Source organism: Vibrio sp. V10_P2A27P122 (assembly GCF_963874335.1).
GTDB lineage: Bacteria > Pseudomonadota > Gammaproteobacteria > Enterobacterales > Vibrionaceae > Vibrio > Vibrio anguillarum.
In genome coordinates, this window is record NZ_CAWNHY010000111.1 from 16,185 (window position 1) to 37,909 (window position 21,725).

Annotated in this window: 20 protein-coding genes; 5 read left to right on the plus strand and 15 right to left on the minus strand. The window is 46.0% G+C overall.

The features are described 5' to 3' along the window. The first annotated feature begins 216 nt into the window (after positions 1–216). The gene (fadE, locus tag AACQ17_RS05860) at positions 217–2,661 is read left to right on the plus strand and encodes an acyl-CoA dehydrogenase FadE (RefSeq protein WP_094147545.1); all 2,445 of its coding nucleotides are present in this window, start codon (positions 217–219) and stop codon (positions 2,659–2,661) included. A 93-nt stretch (positions 2,662–2,754) separates the two neighbouring features. Here fadE and AACQ17_RS05865 read toward each other — a convergent pair whose 3' ends face one another. Together AACQ17_RS05865 and dnaQ are read right to left on the minus strand one after the other, a co-directional pair. Beyond that, a complete protein-coding gene (locus tag AACQ17_RS05865; protein ID WP_026029156.1) occupies positions 2,755–4,005 on the minus strand; it encodes a TIGR03503 family protein in 1,251 nt (416 codons plus the stop codon). Positions 4,006–4,013: 8 nt separating this feature from the next. Then, positions 4,014–4,757: a DNA polymerase III subunit epsilon gene (gene dnaQ, locus AACQ17_RS05870; protein WP_013856229.1), complete on the minus strand. Its 744-nt coding sequence runs from the start codon at positions 4,755–4,757 to the stop codon at positions 4,014–4,016. A gap of 56 nt (positions 4,758–4,813) precedes the next feature. Here dnaQ and rnhA point away from each other — a divergent pair, with 56 nt between their 5' ends. After that, the gene (rnhA, locus tag AACQ17_RS05875) at positions 4,814–5,281 is read left to right on the plus strand and encodes a ribonuclease HI (RefSeq protein WP_013856228.1); all 468 of its coding nucleotides are present in this window, start codon (positions 4,814–4,816) and stop codon (positions 5,279–5,281) included. Here the strand turns inward: rnhA and AACQ17_RS05880 are convergent. Continuing rightward, on the minus strand, positions 5,266–6,030 hold the full coding sequence (locus AACQ17_RS05880) for a class I SAM-dependent methyltransferase (protein ID WP_094147544.1): 765 nt from the start codon (positions 6,028–6,030) through the stop codon (positions 5,266–5,268). The two genes, rnhA and AACQ17_RS05880, sit on opposite strands and share 16 nt — an antisense overlap. 36 nt (positions 6,031–6,066) lie before the next feature. Here AACQ17_RS05880 and gloB point away from each other — a divergent pair, with 36 nt between their 5' ends. The 3 genes from gloB to AACQ17_RS05895 all read left to right on the plus strand — a co-directional run bounded on the left by gloB (position 6,067) and on the right by AACQ17_RS05895 (position 9,152). Further along, on the plus strand, positions 6,067–6,825 hold the full coding sequence (gene gloB / locus AACQ17_RS05885) for a hydroxyacylglutathione hydrolase (protein WP_026028526.1): 759 nt from the start codon (positions 6,067–6,069) through the stop codon (positions 6,823–6,825). 72 nt (positions 6,826–6,897) lie between these two features. Further along, entirely contained in the window at positions 6,898–8,469 is a 1,572-nt protein-coding gene (locus AACQ17_RS05890) for a lytic transglycosylase (protein WP_094147543.1), read from the plus strand. Continuing rightward, entirely contained in the window at positions 8,466–9,152 is a 687-nt protein-coding gene (locus tag AACQ17_RS05895) for a YIP1 family protein (protein ID WP_013856224.1), read from the plus strand. The genes AACQ17_RS05890 and AACQ17_RS05895 overlap by 4 nt, the downstream gene beginning before the upstream one ends. A gap of 7 nt (positions 9,153–9,159) precedes the next feature. On the opposite strand, the gene AACQ17_RS05900 is transcribed toward AACQ17_RS05895, so the two are convergent. From AACQ17_RS05900 to AACQ17_RS05955, 12 genes are all read right to left on the minus strand, one after another. Next, positions 9,160–10,002, minus strand: a complete 843-nt coding sequence (locus AACQ17_RS05900; RefSeq protein WP_026028527.1) for an endonuclease/exonuclease/phosphatase family protein — start codon at positions 10,000–10,002, stop codon at positions 9,160–9,162. 84 nt (positions 10,003–10,086) lie between these two features. Continuing rightward, positions 10,087–10,425, minus strand: a complete 339-nt coding sequence (gene glnB / locus AACQ17_RS05905) for a nitrogen regulatory protein P-II (RefSeq protein ID WP_010320105.1) — start codon at positions 10,423–10,425, stop codon at positions 10,087–10,089. A gap of 110 nt (positions 10,426–10,535) precedes the next feature. Continuing rightward, positions 10,536–10,847, minus strand: a complete 312-nt coding sequence (locus AACQ17_RS05910; RefSeq protein ID WP_026027913.1) for a c-type cytochrome — start codon at positions 10,845–10,847, stop codon at positions 10,536–10,538. Between the two features lie 60 nt (positions 10,848–10,907). Next, on the minus strand, positions 10,908–12,218 hold the full coding sequence (tilS, locus tag AACQ17_RS05915) for a tRNA lysidine(34) synthetase TilS (RefSeq protein WP_094147257.1): 1,311 nt from the start codon (positions 12,216–12,218) through the stop codon (positions 10,908–10,910). Between the two features lie 132 nt (positions 12,219–12,350). Then, positions 12,351–13,310, minus strand: a complete 960-nt coding sequence (gene accA / locus AACQ17_RS05920; protein ID WP_013856219.1) for an acetyl-CoA carboxylase carboxyl transferase subunit alpha — start codon at positions 13,308–13,310, stop codon at positions 12,351–12,353. 47 nt (positions 13,311–13,357) lie between these two features. After that, the gene (dnaE, locus tag AACQ17_RS05925; RefSeq protein ID WP_094132465.1) at positions 13,358–16,837 is read right to left on the minus strand and encodes a DNA polymerase III subunit alpha; all 3,480 of its coding nucleotides are present in this window, start codon (positions 16,835–16,837) and stop codon (positions 13,358–13,360) included. A gap of 81 nt (positions 16,838–16,918) precedes the next feature. Further along, complete coding sequence (gene rnhB / locus AACQ17_RS05930; RefSeq protein WP_026027914.1) at positions 16,919–17,530, minus strand: ribonuclease HII; 612 nt, start codon at positions 17,528–17,530, stop codon at positions 16,919–16,921. 46 nt (positions 17,531–17,576) lie between these two features. Continuing rightward, positions 17,577–18,725: a lipid-A-disaccharide synthase gene (gene lpxB, locus AACQ17_RS05935; RefSeq protein ID WP_094147258.1), complete on the minus strand. Its 1,149-nt coding sequence runs from the start codon at positions 18,723–18,725 to the stop codon at positions 17,577–17,579. 105 nt (positions 18,726–18,830) lie between these two features. Further along, on the minus strand, positions 18,831–19,619 hold the full coding sequence (gene lpxA / locus AACQ17_RS05940; protein ID WP_026027915.1) for an acyl-ACP--UDP-N-acetylglucosamine O-acyltransferase: 789 nt from the start codon (positions 19,617–19,619) through the stop codon (positions 18,831–18,833). Position 19,620: 1 nt separating this feature from the next. Continuing rightward, the gene (gene fabZ, locus AACQ17_RS05945; RefSeq protein WP_026027636.1) at positions 19,621–20,052 is read right to left on the minus strand and encodes a 3-hydroxyacyl-ACP dehydratase FabZ; all 432 of its coding nucleotides are present in this window, start codon (positions 20,050–20,052) and stop codon (positions 19,621–19,623) included. Positions 20,053–20,168: 116 nt separating this feature from the next. Beyond that, the gene (lpxD, locus tag AACQ17_RS05950) at positions 20,169–21,200 is read right to left on the minus strand and encodes a UDP-3-O-(3-hydroxymyristoyl)glucosamine N-acyltransferase (protein ID WP_017046602.1); all 1,032 of its coding nucleotides are present in this window, start codon (positions 21,198–21,200) and stop codon (positions 20,169–20,171) included. 7 nt (positions 21,201–21,207) lie between these two features. Then, entirely contained in the window at positions 21,208–21,717 is a 510-nt protein-coding gene (locus AACQ17_RS05955; RefSeq protein ID WP_013856212.1) for an OmpH family outer membrane protein, read from the minus strand. Positions 21,718–21,725: the final 8 nt, after the last annotated feature.

Here is a 21,725-nt window from a genome sequence, read left to right on the forward strand (position 1 = left end):
CCACTCCCAAAAGCCCTCTATGAGTTGTTTATTTTGAGGTTTTGCCCTACATGGATCACTTTTTGAACAATACAAGGTTTTACATTTCGTTAATAATTTGATTACACTTAGCACTGGTTAGACCACTTACACAAACGAGACGACTAACAACACTTTCCAATGCACTGAGAAAAATCAGCCGCAATGGCGTGAATACAGTCTCAAAGGAATGAAATTATGGACATCTTGCTCTCTATACTTGGTTTTCTCACCGTGTTCGGTGTGTGCCTCTACCACCGAATGTCACTTTTTAGCGCATTAGTTGCGCTAACGGTAACCATGGTGGTTCTTACCCTGCTGGATTACACCGGGGTGATTGGATGGTTGCTATATTTAGCGGCTATCGCTTTATTAGCCGTTCCCTCTATCCGTCAAAGCGTGATTAGCGAAAAAGCATTAACACTGTTCAAAAAAGTGCTGCCAGCAATGTCACAAACCGAAAAAGAGGCATTAGATGCAGGAACCGTTTGGTGGGAAGCTGAACTGTTTAAAGGCAAACCGAACTGGAACAAACTACACAAAATTGCAGCGCCGACATTAAGTGCACAAGAGCAAGCCTTTATTGATGGACCAGCCAACGAAGTGTGTGCCATGGTTAGCGATTATCAAGTTACGCATGAATTAGCCGACTTACCTCCTGAGGTTTGGCAATATTTAAAAGATCATAAATTCTTCGCCATGATCATTAAAAAACAATACGGCGGCTTGGAGTTTTCAGCTTATGCACAATCCATTGTGCTACAAAAGCTAACGGGTGTATCTGGAGTGCTTTCATCCACCGTTGGTGTACCGAACTCTTTAGGCCCGGGCGAACTTTTACAACATTATGGTACTGAAGATCAGAAAAACCATTACCTGCCACGTTTAGCGGAAGGTAAAGAGATTCCCTGCTTTGCATTAACCAGCCCAGAAGCGGGTTCCGATGCAGGTTCAATTCCTGATTTTGGCGTGGTATGTAAAGGGAAATGGGAAGGAAAAGAAGTGTTAGGGATGCGCCTAACGTGGAACAAGCGCTACATCACGCTCGCCCCGGTTGCAACCGTATTAGGCCTAGCATTCAAACTGCGCGATCCTGACGGCTTACTTGGGGATAAAACAGAGCTTGGCATCACTTGTGCGCTCATCCCAACCCACTTAAAAGGAGTTGAAATTGGCAATCGCCACATGCCATTGAACGTTCCATTCCAAAATGGTCCGACACGTGCTAACGACTTATTTGTGCCGCTTGATTTCATTATTGGCGGACCAAGCATGGCAGGACAAGGCTGGCGTATGCTTGTAGAGTGTTTATCGGTTGGACGTGGCATTACGTTACCTTCTAACTCGACGGGCGGAATTAAAACTGCGGCGCTAGCAACAGGAGCTTACGCTCGGATTCGTCGTCAATTTAAGCAACCAATTGGCCATATGGAAGGTGTCGAAGAGCCATTAGCACGTTTAGGTGGTAACGCTTATGTGATGGATGCGGCGAGCAATTTAACCGTAGCTGGTATTGATCTGGGCGAAAAACCCTCGGTCATTTCCGCTATAGTCAAATACCACTGTACCCACCGTGGTCAACGCAGCATTATTGATGCAATGGATATCGTGGGCGGGAAAGGCATTTGTATTGGTCCTGCTAACTTTTTAGCTCGCAGCTACCAAGGTGCACCGATTGCCGTAACCGTCGAAGGGGCCAATATTCTGACTCGCTCAATGATCATCTTTGGTCAAGGCGCTATCCGTTGTCATCCTTATGTTTTAGAAGAAATGAACGCCGCTTATTCACAAGATTCTGATGCCGTTGAGAAATTTGACGCCGCTCTTGCAGGTCACGTCAGCTTCACCATGAGTAATCTTGTGCGCAGTATTTGGTTTGGTGTCACCGATGGTTTGGGTTCATCTGCACCGACTAATGATGCAACCAAACGCTACTATCAACAACTAAACCGTTACAGCGCTAACTTAGCACTGCTTTCTGATATTTCGATGGCTGTATTGGGAGGCTCTCTCAAACGTAAAGAGCGCTTGTCAGCACGCCTTGGCGATATTTTGAGCCAACTCTACCTCAGTTCTGCCACACTTAAGCGTTTTGAAAATGATGGTCGTCCCGTGGAGGATCTTCCTTTGGTTCATTGGGGTCTGCAAGACAGTTTGAAGCAGACGGAAGTCGCCATTGATGAATTCTTAGCCAACTTCCCGAATAAAGCGATTGGTAAGGTACTTCGTATATTGTTGATGCCGATTGGTCGAGTACGCAAAGCACCTAGTGATAAATTAGATAGCCAAGTTGCGCAGATCCTGCAAACACCGAGTGAAACTCGTTCACGCATCGGTCGCAACCAATATCTCGCCCCAACGGCGCATAATGCGGCGGGTAAGATTGAACAAGCACTGGACATCATTTTACGTGCAGAGCCTTTGTTCGATAAAGTGTGCAGCGTCACCAATCAACGCCGTCCATTTTTGCGTTTAGATGAAGTGGCCACCATTGGCTTACAACAAAAAATTCTAACCGAACAAGAAGCACAGCTATTAACGGAAGCTGAGGCTCATCGTTTGTATACCATTAATGTCGATGATTTTGCGCCACAGGAACTGGCCGCAAAGCCTCAATATCCGGCAATAAATGATGTTGCGTAAGTCAATCTATTGAATGTCAAAGGGCGCTTTAAGCGCCCTTTTCTATGACTAGAATACAGAATCAAGAGGTTGCCAACTCGGCAACATCCCTTGTTATTTCTTCGGCATATTCAACTGTAATTCGGGTTGCAACGCCTTTTTCGCTTTAATCTTACGCATCACAAACCACGCCAAAAGCCCAATCAATATCGCACCAATATTACCAATCACGATGAACATAATACTGCGGCTCGTTGCTTCCTCTCTCATCTGAATAATCAACTGCTCTTGTTCAAGCTTACGCTGCTGGATTTCTTCTTCAATCTGTAAGCGGCGAGTCTCCTCAATGTTGACATCATCAACCACGCTGTAAGTATGCTCAGCAAGCGGGAAGTAAAGTGGACGCTGGCTGGCAAGCTCTGTCGCATACAACTTTCCAGACCAACGATAGTTACCGTTGTCTCCATTGTATGGAATTTCTAAACTTAACTTTAGCGCCTCTTTTTCTGACTGCCCCTCAGTAATAAAGATATCATCATAAATATTCGCATGTTCGACATGGGCAACGATGGAGCCTGGGGCTATCATTCCTTGCTCACCCGAAAAAACAATTTGATGTGGCGCACCATCAACACGAGATTGGATAAAGGTGGTTGAGACTGGAGCTGGGTAAACCAGCACCTCTTGCTCTTGGGCGCGTAAAAACACGCCGTTGCCAGAGGTGATCCTAACGCGATACTTACCCGGCATTGGAGTGATAGGCAGCGCTACAGTAAAAATGCCATCACCTGGCTGTTCATCTAAACCACGTCCATCATCGGCAAATTCACCAATCACTTCCGGTAATGGACGCGCTTCTTTAATCAGATCTTCTTCATTTTCAACGTATTTAGTAAAGGTTACTTTTAAGTTGACTCTATCGAGAAAGTCTCTCAACAATAAAGGCTTACCGTCGGAGGTTAATCGCGCGGTAAATTTTATCACTTCACCAAGGTATAAGCGCGTAGGAAACAGATCAGTATCAAGTTGCAGATGAGAAATAAGCTTGATGCTATTTTGTGAGGAAACCTTGCCTATGGCCTGCCAAGGGCCAGGCATTGGCTTATCAATTGAAATGATATCCATTGTGGGTTCTTGATACCAACGCACATTATCGCTATGTTGCCAAGCGTAATATTTCTTACCATCAGGCCGCACAAGCACCACGGGTTGGGATGACTTTTCGCGATACACAACAAAAGTAATTTGTGAAATGGTTGGATCCACACGGAAACGATTATCGAGCAGCGACATCGAGGAGGAATTCACCGCAAAAACGCCTGTACTCCACATCAGCGCAATCACTGCTGCCATTATCCTCAACATATTTTCTCCTACTGACGCCAAAGGCAGCTTCCGCTCTTTTCGACTAGATCCAATCTTTCTTGGTGTGCTTGTAATTCATCGGCACAAGCCTGCAAAACCTTTAGCTTTTTCCGACCTGCGACAGCTCGTTTTATTGACTCTCCTCCCACACTGCCATCACTGCGCGTTCCGGCACTGAACTGTAACGAGGTTTGCCCGCCAGTCATCAGCAGATAAACGTCCGCTAATATCTCCGCATCAAGCAATGCACCGTGCAAGGTACGATGTGAGTTATCGATACCATAACGATCACAAAGTATATCCAAATTGTTGCGTTTGCCGGGGAAAATACGCTTTGCCATAGCAAGCGTATCGGTCACTTTGCAATACTGCTCCGTCTTACCGATTTTAGCGTCGAGCTTGCGAAACTCGTAATCCATAAAACCGACGTCGAAGGGAGCGTTGTGCGCCACCAGCTCAGCTCCCTTGATGAAATCTAAAAACTCTTGATGCACATCGCGATATTGCGGTTTGTCCATCAAAAACTCATCGGTAATACCGTGGATCTCGATCGCTTCTAACTGAATCTCACGATCGGGTTTCAGGTAGACATGGAAGTGGCGGCCTGTCAGCTTGCGGTTGATAATTTCAACGGCACCGATTTCAACAATGCGGTGTCCTTCATAGTGAGGGCCGCCTTCACGGTTCATACCCGTGGTTTCCGTATCGAGAACGACGATACGTTGGGATTGGGAATTGCTGCTAGTATTCATAAGGATATGTATGTCAGACTATGCCAATAATGTGCGTAACCTAATAGTATCAAATCATGACAAAACAGGTGGAAATTTTCACTGATGGATCTTGCTTAGGTAATCCTGGCCCGGGTGGTTATGGGGTTGTCCTTCGTTACAAAGAAACCGAAAAAACGTTAGCCAAAGGCTACCGACTCACAACTAACAACCGAATGGAAATGTTAGCGGCAGTGGTTGCACTGCAAACACTGAAAGAGCCATGTAATGTTATTCTCACAACAGACAGCCAATACGTTCGTCAAGGTATTACTCAGTGGATCCACAACTGGAAAAAACGCGGTTGGAAAACATCGGATAAAAAACCAGTGAAGAATGCCGATTTATGGCAAGCACTCGATAAAGAAAGCGCCCGCCATACCATTGACTGGCGCTGGGTGAAAGGCCATGCGGGTCATCGTGAAAATGAAATGTGCGATGAATTAGCACGCAATGCAGCAGAAAATCCAACCGAAGACGATATTGGGTATCAAGCATCCGAATAAGGGTCACAGGTCTTATCTTGGTTCTGAGTTGATAAACGGTAGTTCAGGCTAACTGGCGAAAGACGCCGTTTAAAACGCCAATGAGGTTTAATCGGTTTCAAGGGATAAGTACGTTTGCGCGCTACGATGAAATACAGGCTACCAAATGGAGCGGCCCAGTCGCCAATACCATTTTCCAACCACGCCCACATGGGTTGATATTTTTGCATCGGAAAAAGGGCATATTGGTCACAGTCAATCACTTGATAGTTCAAGACACTCAGCCAATCCTTAATCCGGTTAGCGGTAAACATACGACCGCTCCAAGGTAAGTTATGTTTTCGCCAAGGCATCAAACTTGCGATCCCCGTAAAACTGATTGGATTAAACCCCGTAATAATGATGTAGCCATCATCCATCATCACGCGATCAACTTCGCGTAAGATACGGTGCGGATCGCCACAATAATCCAGTTGGTGCGCTAAAATAGCCACATCAAAACTCTTTTCGAGAAAAGGCAGTTCGTAGCTATCGGCAATCACCGTATGGAGTGGGTTTTCAATATCAAGATGAACTTGGTGTTGAATATTGCAGTTGCAACTGGCAAGCTCACAACTCAAACCACCGAGCTTAAGCATATGATAGCCAAATAATTTAGAGCACCATTCATCAAGACGAGTCTGAATAGAATCACTAACCCACTGGCCATTTTTAAGTTGGGACCAAGAATGAGGCTTATCTAATTTTTTTTCGCTACGCGCTGGCTTCATCGATAACCTATTTCACCTCGGTGATTGGAGATACTCATGTTACAGATCAAAAGCATACCCGCATTTAATGATAATTACATCTGGCTGATCCAAAATAGCGATCAGCGTTGTGCTGTGGTCGATCCCGGTGATGCAGCACCAGTGCTTGAGTACCTCTCGAAGCATCAATTAACGCTCGAAGCAATATTAATTACCCACCATCACCATGATCACATTGGTGGTGTTGCAGAACTGGTTCGCCAGTTTCCCAGCATTAACGTTGTTGGTCCCGCTCATGAACCTATTCCTACCTTAACGCACGCGGTTGAAGCTGGCGATCAGCTAGAACTGTTCAATGAAATCTTTATGGTGCTTGATCTCGCAGGACACACAAAAGGCCACATAGGCTATGTCGGTGACAATAAACTGTTTTGTGGAGATGTACTGTTCTCCGCAGGGTGTGGCCGTGTTTTTGAGGGCACAATGGAGCAAATGTTTACGTCACTGTGTAAACTTGCCGCATTGCCAGAAGAGACTGAGGTCTATTGCGCGCACGAATATACCGCAAGTAACGTCGCATTTGCTTTAGCCGTTGAGCCCGATAATGACCAACTTCAACAGTATCGAGATACCGTCAACCGGCTCCGAGCCCAGCAGAAATCGACATTACCGACCACGATCCGCCAAGAAAAATGGATCAATCCATTTTTGCGGACCCAGCAAGAGAGTGTGATGAAATCCGTCGCGAATCGTACTCAACAAACCGATCCTCTATCAATTTTTACCGCGTTACGTGAGTGGAAGAACGAATTTTGACGATTTGCTGCTTGTCATAGCAATAAAGTGCCAAGTATTATCAGCAGCCATTAAGTCAAAGGGCTGAGATAGATGCGATTTCAATTTAGCTGGGTGATGGTGCTCTTGTTAGCGGGGTGCCAAATCACTCAGCCAACAGACCAAACAACAGCGCCAAATGCCAAAGAGGCAAATAGCCCTCAGATTCAGACACAAAAAGAGATGGCTAAACAAAAGTCGTCATCTGCAAAAAATACAACGCCGAAAGTGATCACTCCACAAGAGCAAGCGGACGTATGGCAGCGCATCGCAATGCAGTTGTCGATGGATATCCCAGATCATAAATCAGTGAATTATTATCGAACTTGGTATCTTAAACACCCTAATCACCTACAAACTGTTGCCGAGCGAGCAAAGCCATTTCTTTACCTTATCACTGAGAAAATTGAGCAGCGCGGCTTACCACTTGAGTTAGCACTCTTACCTATTGTTGAAAGCTCGTTTGATGCCTTTGCCTACTCACACGGTAGCGCTGCGGGGCTGTGGCAATTTGTGCCGAGCACGGGAGAGATGTATGGCCTAGAGCAAAATTTTTGGTATGACGGAAGACGAGATGTAGACGCCGCCACCGATGCTGCTTTGGATTATCTCACTGCATTAAATAAGCGTTTTGATGGTGATTGGAGCCATGCGATTGCCGCCTATAATAGCGGTGGTGGGCGGATCTCTAGCGCGATTCGTAAAAATCACAAGGCTGGTAAACCAACCGACTTTTTCTCACTCGATTTACCCGATGAAACCACAGGCTACGTCCCTAAATTACTCGCACTGGCCGATATTGTTGCCAATCAAGAAAAATATGGCATTGAAATCCCAGAGATTGCTAACAAACCAGTGTTAACGTTAGTCGACCCTCAAGAACAGCTTGATCTTGCCATTGCCGCCAATTACGCCGGAATGAGCGTGAAAGAGTTGCAAAGTTACAACCCAGCTTACAATCAATGGGCGACCTCGCCGACGGGACCTCATCAACTGCTTATCCCAGTAGATAAAGTGGAACGCTTTGCTCAGAAAGTTGAAGAGAATCGCGGTAAGGGGATGAAGTTAGTACGCTACAAGGTAAAATCCGGCGATAGCTTGAGTGTGATTGCTCAACAGCACAATACCACCAGCAAAGTGATTCAGACGGCCAACAATCTCAATGGCAACGTCATTCGCGTTGGGCAGTATTTAATGATCCCAACATCCGTAAAAGACGAAAAAGCATACGCACTCAGTGCCAGTAACCGCTTGGCAAAAACGCAAGCGATGGCCCGTGGTCAGTATAAGCTGTCTCATACGGTAGCCAAAGGTGATAGCTTATGGAGCATTGCCAAACAGCACAATGTTTCCCATCAGTCCTTAGCAAAATGGAACGGTATGGGGCCAAGAGACACATTGAAGATTGGCCAAACACTGGTCATTTGGAAAAATAGCAGTGAGGGTGCCATCATTCGCACCGTCTTTTATCAAGTGCGTAGCGGCGATACACTCAGCGCCATCGCTAATAAGTTTAAAGTCAAAAGCCTCGACATTGTAAAATGGAACGAGCTTGCAAACCAAAAGTACTTAAAGCCGGGTCAAAAACTCAAGCTCTACGTCGATGTCACTAAGGTCAGTGTATGAATCCTTCCAGTAACCCGTTAATCATGTTGGTGGATATTTTCCGTTCCCCCACGTCTTGTTTTTTAGCCCTTTATCAACGCGGCATGTGGGGTTGGCAACCTTATCTCTTTTTAATCCTGAGTCCCTTTCTATTTTGGGGGGCTTATTTTGACGTGGTTAACCTTGAATGGTTAAAAGCTGGGCTCTCGGCGCAGTTGGCTATGATCAACCCCGCTCAGCTTGAAATGTTAGATGCCAACACCTTGATGGCAAGCGAAATTATCAGTGATGTGGTAGGCCGCACGCTAACGATTTTCATGTTGGCATTGTGGTTCAATTTGGCGACCAAGCAGAGCCAACATCAGCACGGTTTCTGGCGTTGGTTTGCCGCAAGTGCTGTCATCACTTTCCCAGCCGTGTTGGGCGATCTCGCCAGTTACGCGAGCTTATTACTCAAACATGGCCACGTGATGACTTACGCTGCTGACCTTAATAGTTTAAATGGCCTAATTAAGTTGCCACTGACTAATGATTGGTCTCAATTTGCCAGCTCCTTCCCACTGCTTTTGCCTTGGTACATCGTACTTGGCTACGCGGCGGTGGGCGCATGGACAGAGCTGGAACGCGGCCAAGCTCTGGTGATTTCGGCGCTGCCTTGGATTGGCTATTACCTGATTTGGGCGCTGTACATCGCCATCAGTTAGAAAGTGGTTATAAACTAAAACTCGCCAATAGTGGGTTATGATCAGAAGCGTCCGTTACGGGCGCTTTTGCATTGAGCAGTGTTAAACCACGATAAAAAAGATGATCAAGCACCAAGCCCGTCACAAACTGAACACGGTGATCGGGTTCGAACGACACGTCCTTCAAACCCACACGATTTAATGCAGTGGTTAATGTGTCCATTCTTGCTTGACTCCAGCTATTAAAATCGCCACCGACAATCACCGGCCCTTGATGTGTTTTTAATTGAACGAGTAACGCTTCCAGCTGATTGGTATACTCTTGCGTTCCATAGGTAAAGTTCACTGCATGCAGGTTTACAACCGCCAGAGTCTGACCATCACTTAAACGATATAGGGCGTAAATCGCCGATTTTGGTAAGCGCAACCAAGGCTCTAATTCGGTGTAAGCACACGCTAATACTGGCATCTGCTTGCCAAGATTTAACACTCCGGCTGATTCACCAAAAATACGAAAAGCATCCGCTTGCGTCCCCCCCCACTGCTTTTGGCTGATCCACTCTTTCAATGACAAGGTCATGCTCGCTTCTTGTAGCAACACCAATTGGGCATCTTGGCTGAATTTATCCAGCTCACTTTGCCATGTTGCTCTATTTTGTTTATAGATATTCCAAACCAGTACATTAAGCTGACCACGCACATCAATTGCGCGAGCGTTTGGATTATCGTAACAAATCAGTGGAGATGAAGCGTTTTTCCCATCAATAGTCAACAATTGCGGCGTTGAAGGAATAGTAAAAATAGAGAAAAAACTAACCACAGCCGCGGTAATCAGCAACAGCGGCAAAACAAGCAGATATTTTCTTTTCATAACGTTCAACAAAATTGGTAGGGATGCATTAATAAATAAAGAGACAAAAAAGGAGCCATTGGCTCCCTTCTTCTCGGTGTACAGCTAAATAGCGTCTTCGTCTTCTTCACCGGTACGAATTCGTACCACTCGTTCAATATTGGTAATGAAAATTTTACCATCACCAATTTTTCCCGTTTGCGCCGTCTCAATAATGGTGTCAACGCAGCGATCAGCGACATCGTCAGTCACCACAATTTCAAGCTTCACTTTAGGTAAAAAATCCACCATGTACTCAGCGCCACGGTACAATTCAGTATGCCCTTTCTGACGACCAAATCCTTTTACTTCAGAAACAGTCATACCCGTGATCCCGACTTCAGCTAACGCTTCGCGGACGTCATCAAGTTTAAATGGCTTAATAATGGCTTCGATTTTTTTCATGTTCATCCCTTACACTTTCGTCAATTGGTGGCATTATCTGCTAGCAAAAAAAAACAATCAATAAAAAGCCCAAGCAACGCTTGGGCTGATTGAAACCCGTTCACTGTCATTTACTTAAGACTTGCGAAATAGGCCGCTAAGTTTTCAATATCGGCATCACTGAGCATTGCCGCTTGCGCTTGCATTACGACGGCTAAACCACCATTACGCTCTTTATTCTTGTAGGCTTTAACTGATGAGATAAGGTATTGCTCATTTTGCCCTTTTAGATTTGGATATCCCGGAATAAGGGCAATCCCGTCTGCGCCGTGACACGCCGCGCAGATAGCCGCTTTGGCTTGACCTGCGGCTGGGTCTCCAGCAAACGCGCTTCCCGCTAACAACGTAAAACCCATAACTATTCCAATCGCGACTTTTTTCATTGCTCCACCTTTATGTCCATATTCATGGTATGTTTTATACGAATTTTGCATGAAAAGCGTTCATTTGTCCCAGATGAGTTCACAATCTTGCCCACTGAAGTCACGATCAACAAATAAATTTGCAATCGCAACCACTTGATTCCGATGCATCAATATTGGCGTTCTTCGTCGTAACCAACTCGGCACACCATGCTCTTGGAACAATTTTTTTAGCTTTCGACTTCCCACTCGTCCGACAGGACATGCTGCCAGCCCTTCAGGATTAAACGTAACGCTTAATTGATGGCAATCATCAGGCAAGGCTATTCCCTTGCTAGCACCATGAGACGATAACCTCAGATTACCTAGTCCATCAGGCAAGGTTAATGATTGATCGGGCACAATCATCGCCTGCCAATCTGAAATGTCTTGATAAGTTTGGATGCAATATAGCTTTTGGTCAAAGCGGCGGATCTCACTTTGCCCTAGTTTAAGACGAGGATTCGCATCAATACGCGCAGACGCCACTTGTTGCCAAATCATCGCTAAATGTTCTTGAGTCGGCATTGGCTCCCCCAATTGAGCAAGCCACATTCTTAGCAATTGATAGCGTGCTAATTCGCTGCGATGAGAAAGCGCGGTAATTGATAAACTGCCATCAGGCATCTTTGCCTCTTGCATTGCCTCTTGTAGCAGCTCTTCAAGCAACACCTGCTGCTGAGCACACAATGTCGCACTACGAGCAACCGCTTGGTGAATATGCGGCCAGCGCCGCGTAAGAACTGGCGTGATGTGATGGCGGATAAAATTACGATCAAAACGGGTATCTTGGTTGCTTTCGTCCTCGACCCAATCCAAATTCTGGGTTATGGCAAAGCTTTCGATCTGTACGCGAGTCGCCGCAAGCAAAGGACGGACGATTTTCCCCGCGCCAAATGGCATCGCTTGTGCCATCGAAGAGAGTCCTTTGGGTCCACTACCACGCTTTAACGCGAGCAAAAATGTCTCGATCTGATCATCGCTATGCTGTCCAGTTAGCAACAAATCGTCAGTGTTAATGTATTTCGCTAAAACTTGGTAACGCGCCGTACGCGCCAATGACTCCAAACTTTCACCGCTAGCGGTATCGAGTTGCACCCGTTCAATAAAAAAAGGGATCGCGGCGTGTTGGGCCCAGCGCTGGCACTGTTTGGCCCACTCATCGGCATGTTGACTTAATCCATGATGAACATAAACAGCGCAGCACTCACAGGAGGTTTCGGCACGATATTGCGCCAATAGTTCAAGCATCACCCGCGAGTCCATGCCACCACTAAAACCCAAGACCAATTGGCTGCTTGCTAAGCGATGACGATTGATAACGTGTGAAAATAGCGAATAAAGTTCAGACATGGGTTTTCAGTGCTAAGAGGAATTGGTGCCAGTTTACCTTGAAACGCGCCAAGCAAACCAGTCCTGAAATCGGGCTGATAAAAAAGGGCTGGACAGAATCCAACCCTTTTTATTTATTGTCCGCTCTGCTATTTAGCAGTAGCCGTAGTTCATCAAACGTTGATAACGACGAGCCAATAATGCTTCTTCATTCAGCGGCTCTAAATCAGCAAGCTGTTTTAGCAGTGTTGCTTTCATGTTGGCGGCCATTTGTATTGGATCGCGATGCGCGCCACCTAATGGTTCTTCGATAATTTCATCAATCAGCTCAAGCTCTTTTAAGCGAGGAGCGACTAAGCCCATCGCTTCAGCCGCTTGCGGCGCTTTATCTGAATCTCGCCACAAGATTGAAGCACACCCTTCTGGCGAAATTACCGCGTAAGTGGAATATTGCAGCATGTTCACGTAGTCACCCACGCCAATCGCCAAAGCACCACCAGAGCCACCTTCACCAACAACATTACAAATTACAGGCACTTTCAAGCCTGACATCACTTTTAGGTTTGTAGCAATCGCTTCAGATTGGCCACGTTCTTCAGCGCCAACACCAGGATAAGCACCTGCGGTATCAATGAAGGTAATAATAGGCATGCCAAAACGTTCAGCCATTTTCATTAAACGCAGTGCTTTACGATAACCTTCTGGTTTTGGCATTCCGAAGTTACGTCTTACTTTCTCTCTCGTTTCACGTCCTTTTTGGTGACCAATCACCATCACCGGACGTCCTTCTAAACGAGCAATGCCGCCGACAATCGCTTTGTCATCAGCAAAAGCGCGATCACCAGCCAACTCGTCAAACTCAGTGAAGACATGGTTGATGTAATCAAGCGTGTAAGGGCGTTGTGGATGGCGTGCCAATTGAGCCACTTGCCATGCCCCTAAATCACCAAAGATTTTCTTCTTAAGCTCTAAGCTTTTCTTTTCTAGCTGTTCGATCTCTTTGTCGAGATCAACGGACTTATCACCACCATGGCGAGACACGTCGCGTAGCGCCTGAATTTTAGCCTCAAGTTCAGCAATTGGTTTTTCAAATTCTAGAAAATTTAGGCTCATCTACCGATCCTTTTATACTCAGCGTTCAACATATTTGACGCCAAATTTTAGTTAAATTCGAGTTCTACCTGATCTTTGCCAAGTAGCTGTTTCAATTCGTCTAACAATGTATCACTTGGGGTTACACGCCACTGCGTACCAAGAGTGAGTCGCACTCTCGCCTCTGCGCGTTGGTAGTATACATTGACAGGTATAGTCCCTGCTCGGTGAGGCTCTAAGATCTGACTAAAGCGCTCAAAAAACTGGCTGTCTATCTGTGATTGTTCAATCGATATCGACAAGCCACGGGCATATTTTTCACGCGCACTGCCCAAGTCCATGACTTCGCGCGCCGACATTTTAAGGCCACCATTGAAGTCATCAAAGCTGACCTGTCCAGAAATCACTAAAATTCTATCTTTTTCTAACAGCTCTGCATACCGCTCTAACGCATCAGAGAATAACATCACTTCCATACGTCCTGAACGATCATCTAACGTCATGATGCCAATCCGCGTGCCACGCTTGGTGGTCATGACTTTAGCAGCAATCACTAACCCCGCTAAAGTGACGGATTGATCGCGTCGCGTTGGCGTGGCATCTTTTAGTCGACAACTGGTGTACTTCGCAAGTTCCTTAATATGTGCGTTTATTGGATGCCCGGTCAAATAAAGGCCTAATGTATCGCGCTCACCTTCAAGCCAAACTTTCTCAGGCCACTCGGGGACTTGCGTATATTTATGTTCTACTTCTTCTGGCGCATCAGTCAATACACCAAACATATCAACCTGACCAAAGGCTTCAGCTTGGTGGAATTGGCTGGCCGCTTTCACAGCATCATTTAATGAGGCCATCATTGCAGCACGGTGTGGGCCTAAACGATCCAAAGCACCCGCATAAATAAGCTTTTCAATCACACGCTTATTGACTTTTTTCAGATCAATTCTGGCGCAAAAATCAAACAAATCTTTAAAATGGCCGCCTGCTGTGCGCGCTTCTAAAATCGCTTCAATCGGCCCTTCACCCACACCTTTGATCGCGCCAATACCATAGACAATCGCGCCATTTTCATCGACGTTAAAGCGGTACAAGCCGGCGTTAATATCCGGTGGTAACACTTTAAGATTCATGCGTAAACATTCATCCACTAAGCCAACCACCTTTTCGGTGTTGTCCATGTCGGCCGTCATTACTGCCGCCATAAATTCGGCTGGGTAGTGGGTTTTTAACCATAAGGTTTGATAAGAAACCAGAGCATAAGCCGCAGAGTGCGATTTGTTAAACCCGTAACCGGCGAATTTTTCTACTAAGTCGAAGATTTTCATCGACAATTCGCCATCCACGCCGTTTTTTATCGAACCTTCTTCAAAAATCGCCCGCTGCTTGGCCATCTCTTCTGGCTTTTTCTTACCCATCGCACGGCGCAGCATATCCGCGCCGCCTAGTGTGTATCCGGCTAGGACTTGGGCGATCTGCATCACTTGCTCTTGGTACAAGATGATGCCGTAGGTTGGGTCTAGAATTTCTTTTAATGACTCATGTTGCCATTTTTCATCTGGGTAGGAGATCGCCTCTCGGCCATGTTTACGGTCGATAAAGTTATCCACCATCCCCGATTGCAAAGGCCCTGGGCGAAACAGGGCCACTAGTGCAATGATATCTTCGAAGCAGTCTGGCTGGAGACGTTTGATCAGATCTTTCATGCCGCGCGATTCTAACTGGAATACCGCCGTGGTTTCAGAATTTTGCAATACACGAAATGAAACTGGGTCTTCTAACGGGATAGCTTCAATACGAACGGGCTCTTTGCCTTCTCGTTGTAAGCGCGGGTTAATCAGCCCTAGTGCCCAATCGATAATGGTTAAGGTACGTAGACCTAAGAAGTCAAACTTGACTAAGCCTGCGGTTTCAACATCGTTCTTATCAAATTGAGTAACGGGGAAATGCCCTTCAGCATCCGCATAAATCGGCGAAAAGTCGGTAATTGTGGTTGGGGAGATCACTACCCCACCCGCATGCTTACCAGCGTTACGCGTGCAACCTTCTAGAATTCGGCACTTATCAATCAGCTCTTTGACGTCTTCGTCATTGTTGTACAGCTCAGGTAACGCGGGTTCAGCCTTAAACGCCTTTTCGAGTGTCATTCCTGGATCTAGTGGAATAAGCTTTGAAATGCGGTCGACAAATCCAAACGGATGACCAAGCACGCGTCCCACGTCACGAATGACCGCTTTGGCAGCCATAGTACCAAAGGTGATGATCTGTGATACCGCATCACGACCATACATTTCAGCAACGTGATCAATAACTTGGTCACGTTTATCCATACAGAAATCGACGTCAAAATCAGGCATTGAGACCCGTTCTGGGTTCAAAAAACGTTCGAAAAGTAAATCATATTGTAGTGGATCTAAATCGGTAATTTTGAGCGCGTAAGCCACCAATGAACCCGCACCCGATCCGCGCCCCGGTCCCACCGGAATATCGTTATCTTTTGACCACTGGATGAACTCCATCACAATCAAGAAATAACCGGGGAACCCCATGTTATTAATCACTTCGAGCTCAATTTGCAGCCGTTCATCATATTCAGGGCGACGTTGTGCGCGAACATCAGGATCGGGGAACAGAAATTCAAGACGCTCTTCAAGGCCTTCTTGTGATTTCATCACCAAGTATTCGGTTTCTTTCATTCCTTCCGTTGGAAAGGCGGGCAAGAAATATTCCCCCAAACGGACGGTAACATTACACCGTTTGGCAATCTCAACACTGTTTTGCAGCGCTTCAGGAATGTCGGCAAACAGCTCACACATTTCCGCTTCGGTGCGCAAATATTGCTGTGGGCTGTAATTTTTTGGCCGACGAGGATCTTCCATGGTGTAGCCATCATGAATCGCTACTCGAATTTCATGCGCTTCAAAAAACTCTTCGCTGAGAAACACCACTTCATTGGTTGCAACGACGGGCAGATCGTTATTTTCAGCCAATTCTAGAGCAAAGTGCAGATAGCTCTCTTCGTCGGCTCGCCCTGTGCGAGTCAATTCAAGGTAAAAACGATCGACAAAATGAGTTTGATAAAACTCGACACATTTATCGACTAATGCCTGATTACCTTTAAGCAGTGCTTTGCCTATTTCACCACTTTTTCCACCCGAAAGCACAATCAAGCCTTCGGCATATTTCACTAGCCACGCTTTATCAATCACAGGTAGGTGTTGCACATGACCGCGTAGATAAGCATCGGAGATCAGTAAGGTCAGATTTTTGTAACCAACATTATCACTCGCTAGAACCGTCAGCTTGGTGAGCTCATCACCAAACTCCTCGGATTGCATGACAAAATCTGCACCGATAATCGGCTTTACCCCACAGTTATGAGCGGTACCATAAAATTTGACCAAACCACATAAGTTCGTGAAGTCAGTCAACGCTACGGCAGGCATCCCCATCTCGGCCACTTTTTTCACAAGCGGTGGCACTTTGGACAAGCCATCGATCATAGAAAAGTCGCTGTGGACACGGAGGTGGACAAACTTTGGTTCTGGCATGCAATAAAATCCTAGATGCTAGGTTTGGTACAAGATTTGGCGGTTATTCTACGCGAATCTGCTCGTGGCTGACACCCGCAATTAGTCAATTCCCAGCACGCGTTTCACTGGCTTAAAGCTTTTACGGTGCTCTGCAATGACGCCATGTTGTTCGATCGCGGCAAAATGCGCTTTAGTTGGATAGCCCTTATGTTGAGCAAAGCCAAATTGTGGGTACAATTTATCGAGCGCTTCCATCTCTTTATCGCGTACCACTTTAGCAATGATTGAGGCGGCGCTGATTTGCGCCACACGCATATCACCCTTGACGACTGCGATACCATGCATCGGTAATTGTGGGACACGGTTGCCATCAATTAAAGCCAAATCAGGTTGAATCGCTAGACCTGCAATCGCGCGTTGCATCGCCACCATCGTCGCTTGAAGAATATTAAGCTCATCAATTTCAGCTGGTGAACAGCGGCCAACAGACCAAGCGAGCGCCTTTTGTTGAATTTCAGGAAAAAGCGCTAGGCGTTTTTTTTCTGATAACTTTTTCGAGTCGGCTAAACCTTCAATCGGATTATTCGGATCCAAGATTACTGCGGCAGTCACTACGTCGCCCACTAATGGACCTCGACCAACTTCATCCACTCCTGCAATCAAAACATAGCCCTTAGGGTATTCAAAAGGAGTCAGTGTTTGTTCTGCCATCTTGTCTATTTTCCTCTCGTTATTTTTCAATCGCTCTTTTTAATCGTTAATGGTTAATCAAGCTTAAAACCGCTTTGGCAGCTTCTTGATCGGCGCCTTTGCGGATCCAGTGATGCATTTCAGTAAAACGTTCAATTAAAGAGGAATTATCACGGCTGAGCATGCTATCGACCGCAGGAAACAGATGTTGCGGGTCGCATTCATCAAGAATGAATTCAGGAACCAGTTCTTCTCCGGCTAAAATATTGGGTAGTGAAACAAATTCGGTTATCGCAAGCTTCTGAACCAACCATCCGGTGAGCCAGTTCACTTTGTATCCCACCACCATCGGCCGTTTGAGCAACATGCATTCCAGTGCGACTGTGCCAGAGGCAAGTAGCACAGCATCTGCGGCCGTGATGACATTGCGCGCGGTGTCTTCAATAATAGCAAAATCGAGCTCTGGGGCGATCTCCTGCCAAATGGTTTCAAACTGCTGTTTACGTTTAGGATTGACGGCGGCTACCACAAAACCAATATCAGGGTATTTCTGTTTGATTTGTCGACATGTTTCAATAAATGGCTTGGCAATTAAACCGACTTCTCCCCCTCGGCTACCGGGTAGCACAGCCAGCCACTGTTTATCTGTCTCTAATTTCAACAGTTCACGAGCGGCGATTTTATCGGGTTGCAGTGGAATGGCATCGGCCAGTGTGTGGCCGACAAATTCGCACGCAACCTGATACTTGTCGTAAAACGCTTTTTCAAACGGAAGAAATGCCAACACTAGATCGGTCGCCGCATCGATTTTAAAAATACGTTTGGGACGCCATGCCCATACAGATGGGCTCACGTAGTGGACGGTTTTGATGCCCGCTTTTTTGAGATCAAGCTCTAGTCGTAAATTAAAATCTGGTGCATCAATACCAACAAACACATCCGGCGGATTGGCTTTAAAATACTTCACCAACTGCGCTTTAACTTTCAGTAAACGCGGTAAGCGGCCAAGCACCTCAACCAGACCCATCACGGCTAGCTCTTCCATGTCAAATAAAGATTCACAACCTTGAGCAATCATCTTAGGGCCACCAATACCGAAAAATTGTGCATTGGGGTATTGCTGCTTGATGGCTTGAATGAAGCCTTCTCCTAATGTATCGCCAGAAAGCTCTCCGGCAACAATACCGATTCTTAGGGGATTTTCATGTGAGTGCATATCGTTTCCTAACAGAATCCGCTCAGCCGTTATGCGGCATCAAAAAGACAAAAGATCGCTAAACAAGTAGCGATCTTCGGATATTAATCAAAATTCAGTGGCGAACTAACGAATAATGCCACGCTCAGTTTTTTCTAGTAAATCAGTAAAACGCTGAATCGATGGGTACTCTTTCGCCATCTCAACCAATATAGGTAAGACCTCTGCTTGCGTTTTACCTGATCGGTAAATTTCTTTATACGCTTTTTGTAGCGCGCGAATTTCGGCTTTTTCAAAACCATTTCGCTTCAAACCAACAAGGTTAAGGCCAAATGGTGAAGCATGGTTACCTTGTGCTAACACGTAAGCAGGGACATCTTGCACAACAGCAGAACAACCACCGATATAGGCATAAGCACCAACACTACAGAAAGGATGAATCGCCGACAACGCCATAACACCGGCATAGTCACCGACCGTCACATGGCCGCCAAGAATTGCGTTGTTACCAATGTGCGTATGATTACCAACAATCACATCGTGCGCAATATGGGCATTCACACACAATAGGTTGTCGTTGCCAACAACTGTTTGTGTTTTATCTTGCATAGTACCACGGTGAATTTGCACCGCTTCACGAATAACATTGCGATCACCAATGACAACTCGCGTATCTTCACCACCATACTTCTTATCTTGGTTCTCTTCGCCAATGACGGCGTGAGGGAAAATCCGGTTCTCTTCACCAATGACGGTGTTTCCTTTGATGACCACATGCGACATCACTTCCGTACCTTGGCCAATGCTTACCCCAGAGGTGATGTAAGTAAATGGACCAACAGTGACGTTAGCTCCGATGGTAGCGCCATCTTCAACCACCGCACTTGGGTGGATTTGTGCAGTTTCATGAATCATATTAAAACTCTCTACGAGCACATTTCATTTCAGCTGAACACACAACCTCACCATCAACTTTCGCTACGCCATTAAACAACGCAATACCACGACGCTCTTTAATAAACTGCACTTCGATGATCAGTTGGTCGCCAGGGCCTACAGGTTTACGAAACTTCGCATTATCAATACTAGCAAAGTAATACAATTCGTTATCTTTCGGTGCACCAAAGGTTTTGAATGCTAATAGGCCCGTTGCTTGTGCCATTGCTTCTAAAATCAGCACACCTGGAAAAATAGGTAACTGCGGAAAATGACCAGTGAACTGAGGTTCATTAACTGACACATTTTTCAAGCCAACAAGGTATTTGCCTTCTTCAAAGTCAATTACACGGTCAATCAACAGAAATGGGTAACGGTGAGGAAGCAGCCTCTGAATTTCAGTGATGTGCATCGTTTTCGTTTCAGTCGTCAAAGTCATATTCCTATACAGTAAAACTTTCAAAAATTATTTGGCATTATAGACGAAAAAGACTCGCAATTGGCGAGCCTAATCGGGAAAAAGTAGAATTAGGATTCCGCTTCCTGCTCTAAGTACTTTTCAAGTGCTTTAAGTCGCTTGTGCATATCTTCGATACGGTGAACGCGAGCGGCAGTTTTACGCCATTCTTTGTTCGGTTGCAACGGAATACCAGAAGAGAACATGCCTTTCTCGGTGATGCTACGCATCACCATCCCCATGCCAGTAATAGTGACCCCATCGACAATCTCGATATGGCCATTGATCACCGCACCGCCACCAATAATGCAATATTTGCCTATGTGGGTGCTGCCAGCAATGATGGTACCGCCAGCAATTGCAGTGCCATAGCCAATACAGACGTTATGTGCAATCTGTAATTGGTTATCGAGAATGACGTTATCTTCAATAATCGTGTCATCTAATGCGCCACGATCAATTGTCGTGCAGGCACCGATTTCAACTCGATTACCGATCCGGACTGTGCCAATTTGCGGAATTTTAATCCACTCACCTTTCTCATTGGCATAGCCAAAACCATCAGAACCAATCACGGCACCTGACTGAATAAGGCACGCCGAGCCAATTTCCACTTCGTGGTAAACGCTGACATTTGCCCACAACTGGGTGTTAGCGCCAATTTTGGCGTTTTTACCGATGAAACAGCCAGCACCAATGGAGACGTTATCGCCCAGTTGCACGCCCGTCTCAATGACCGCGTTTGCACCAATAGAAACGTTCTGCCCTAGCTGGGCATCCGGTGCAACAACCGCAGAAGAGCTGATATCACTCGCAGGTCGCGGTGTCGTGTCCAGCGCTTGCGCCACCTTTGCAAAAGCAACGTATGGGTCAGCGACGACCAATACATTGGTTGTACACAATTCACGTTCACTAGCCTTGACCATAATCACCGTTGCGCGGCATTGACCAAGGTGTTTGTTATATTTGGGATTAGAGAGGAAAGTTACGTAACCTTCCTGCGCCTTATCCATAGGTGCGACAGCGGAAACTGTCGCAGAGCCATCACCAAACAGCTCTCCCCCAGTGATGGTTGCCAATTCGGCTAAAGTCAGTTTTGCCATAATAATATTATTTTAGTTGTTTAATTACTTTCTCTGATAGGTTGTAGTCCGGCTTACCATATTGCATAGCTTGCACGTCAACAACGATGTCATAACCTTCTTTTTCCGCAACTTTCTTCACAGCGTCTTGAATCACCATGAAGAGTTTTTGCTTCTCTTCACTCTCACGACGCGCTGAGGCTTGCTCTAACGCTTGCGCTTTGATTTTGTACTTGCTGTCTAATTGACCAATTTCAATACGCAGCTTCTCGATCTCATCTTGACCTAGCAGTTCGCCATCACGTTTAAGTTTTTCAATTTTGGTTTTTGCTTCAGCTTGAATTGACTGTAGCTCTGCCCCTTTATCTTTAAACTCTTCTTGTAATTTTTGCAGCACAACTTCTCGTTGAGGTAATGCTTGGAATACTTGCGCGGTATTAATGTAACCTACTTTCTGCGCCGCCTCAGCGGCTTGCGCAAAAAATGATGAACTCAGTACAACTAGGCCCAATCCTGCCGCTTGAATCGCTTTTTTCAAAATACTTT